Raw genomic sequence first — 3238 nt, forward strand, 5'->3', positions numbered from 1 at the left:
CAGCGTAGTATTGCGCTAATGGCTGGTCATTAGCTGAATTCGCAGTAATGGTAATGACATCGTTACTGCCCTCAAAGGTCAGTTCACGCTGATTCGGCTTGCCATCGACTGGCTCACCCCAGTTAAGGAATGACTCGGTGCTCTCATCTCCCAGCAGATCCTCTGGGCTCTCTTTTACCCCAAGAATAAATCCGGTCGACTCATCATCATTTTGGTAGGTGATCTTAGAGGCATCGAATTTGGTCAGCACGCCATCAACACTGCCGTCCGGGTTAAATTTAGTAAGTTGATCCGGCGTGATCTCAACCCCATCATATAGCAACACACCCGATGTCGGCAGCTGGGTGATCACCACCTCCACAGGTGTATTTGATGCGTCATCTTCTTCATCTGAAATATGATCGTTCGCTGGTGTGTCACTATTAAAGACAATCGCAGCCCCACCGTTTGAGACGAGCTCAACGGTAAAATCTTCCGCTTCTGGTGGGTTATCTTTGCTGTCATCAATCGCAACCGTTTGATGGGCGTTGGTCACATCGAGTGCTTCAAATAGATCTTTTGCATCCGAACCATTGCCATCCTTAATGGAAACGACTGATACTGTGAATGCTTGACCCGTTTCGTAAACATCATCTTGGGTCGTCGGTATTGAGAATGTCGCAGTGAGCCCATCAGGGCCAATTACCGCCTCAAGCACTTCGGTAATATCGTCACCATCAGCGTTGGTGTAACTATAACTTAACGTCACTATGCTGCCCGGTGCAGCAAGAGGGGTTTGCGTCCCTGAGTTAGCCGGATCGCTTAATGTAATGGTAAATGGCGCAGTCTCTTCTCCCTCCATCACCGAATCAGGGCCCGTTAACTCGATTGCAATCGCATCTCGTGGGTTGTTTTGGTTGCTACCATCTTCATCGTTAATCGTCGCCGTACCCACAACGCCATTCTGCTGATATTCGGTTTTTACAGAAAGGCTAAATTGTTCGCCATCATCCGCAAATGCATCATCCGTGGTTTGTACTGATACTTTAAATTCGGTTTCACCAGCAGGCAGATAAAATTCAAAGCTACCATTGGCGTTTAGCGCGACGGTTTGGCTCGGTGAACCCAACTCAATCACTACTCGGCTCGCATCGAAGTCTTCTGGTGCCGTTGCATCCCCATCAAATAATGACAGGCTGATCTTCGTTGCGGTGGTGCTTGGGTTCGACATGGTGACATCAAATGTCGCGTGTTGTCCCTCTTCCACTTCGATACTCGTTACCGAGGTTATCGTAGGTCGGTCATCATCCGCTATGCCTTGATCTGGCGTGACACTACCATCATCGGTAAGCGTCGCTTGCCCACGGTCACCACCTTGAGCACCATTAACTCCCGTCACAACTAGCTCAAATTTTTCCTCACCTTCATAAATGGGGGCGTTGTTGTCATCATGGGTCGCGATTGTCACCCGAGCTTCTGTGACTCCAGCAGGTAACTCAACATCACCCGAGGCTCCAACAGTCAGCGTTTGCCATCCACTTGGTGTTTGGTACTCCACTGTGATTCCGTCAACATCACCACCATCAGTGCTGAGATGTTTCAGTTCAAGATTGATTGTGGTTGGCGCTTCAGTGTCTTTGTTCAAGGACACCATAAACACGGCATCATCGCCCTCACTCACACGCACATCTTGAGACACGCTCACCTTAGGGATATCGACATTTTCGATCGTGCCACTGCCACTTTGCGTGTCCAACGTTAAAGTAAACGACTCATCGACTTCATAAACACCATCGATAACCGTTGGGATCAACACCGAGAATGCACCTACTCCCACAGGTACTACGATTTGGTTGTTATCAGCATCGTAGGTGACGCCATGAGTAAACTGCACCTGACTTAAATCGACATCTTGCTCTGTCGCCGAATCACCAGCTTGACCAAACGTGATGTCATAGCGGGTTTCTTTTAAAACGCCCTGCTCCAATTCCACTTTGTAAACGAGATTTTCACCCTCAAGCACGGTGGTATCGAGCATTTCWATCGCRTTAACACCAACTTCTGGTGGAAGTGGATTGACGATAATCGATACGGTCGCTTCATCGAAGCCACCTTTGTCATCGGTGATCACATAGTCGAAACTGGTATTGCCGACATGGTCAGGGTCTAATTGGATATAGACAAAATCCCCCACAACTCTGATTTCAGCGCCATGGTTCGCATCCGACACATGGGTAAAACGAATGTTGTCACCATCTGGGTCAACATCATTACCCAAGAGTTCTGAGATAGGGATTTTCAACTCATCCCCTTGATTGGCAGCGTACGCACCTGTGCCTGACGCTTCAAATCCRCTCAAGAAATAATCGGACGAGTCGTTACCTTTAGTGGGTTCATCAACAAAGTCCACCGCTTCAAACACGATGCTGTCGAATGCGACGCCGTTGAGATCGTTTTCATCGAAATGGTACGTACCACTATGTTTGCCATCATTGGCGACGAACATACCACTGGCAACCGCATTGCCGTCAAGATACGCGACCCACTTCCCTTGCTCGTGATTATCCGTTCCTCCCTCGTCTTTAAACAGCTTCAAAGCTAAAGCTAGTCACCGGTTTATCTAACTCAATGGTGAACTGCTCAGACTCACCCGTTTCGCGGTTAAATTGAATTTGTGCGCCCGGGCCGCCATTTTCATCACCGCTGACGCCTCGGTCACCACCGGACTCGGTGATCTCGCGCTCGCTATTTTGATAAGAAGCACTAATGCCAGCGCCACTGTCTTGCCATGCAAAGTTGTTCTCTTCGTTCAATGAACCCAGTGCGACACTGAAACTAACCGGATCGTTGATCGCATCAGGGGCTTGGTTGTCGGCTTCCACTAACGTCACGGTCTGCTCTTCGCTGACGTTGTTGTCGCTATCCACTGCGCGGTAATCAAAACTGTCATCAGGGGTATGGGTTTCTAAATAACGAAGCTCCCAGTTACCGTCACCAATCGTAGAAACCTCGACGTGTGTGATAGTGCTGCCGTCAGGCGCAATGAGAGTGACCTCTTTAAATAGGCTGTTATCACCCTCTGGTTTGGTCACTTGTTGCTGATGTGTGGTGCCGTCATCATACGTTACGGTGATCAATACGCTGGTTGGATGCTGTGCGTGGTTTTCTTCAAAATAGCCACCCATGCCATCAAGGCCAAGCGTCACTGATTCTGATGGTCTTTGTGACATATCAATAGTGATGGATTCACCTTCTTGAA

Annotated in this window: 1 protein-coding gene and 1 pseudogene; both read right to left on the bottom strand. The window is 48.7% G+C overall.

What is annotated here, in order from left to right:
• On the bottom strand, positions 1-2575 hold a 2575-nt coding region (locus DZ860_RS23585), incomplete at its 3' end, for an Ig-like domain-containing protein (RefSeq protein ID WP_243641910.1).
• Positions 2562-3238: pseudogene (locus DZ860_RS24860) on the bottom strand (hypothetical protein); the annotation flags it as partial. The pseudogene DZ860_RS24860 and the gene DZ860_RS23585, both read right to left, overlap by 14 nt.

It is taken from the genome of Vibrio sinensis, from assembly GCF_003605645.1.
Lineage (GTDB): Bacteria > Pseudomonadota > Gammaproteobacteria > Enterobacterales > Vibrionaceae > Vibrio > Vibrio sinensis.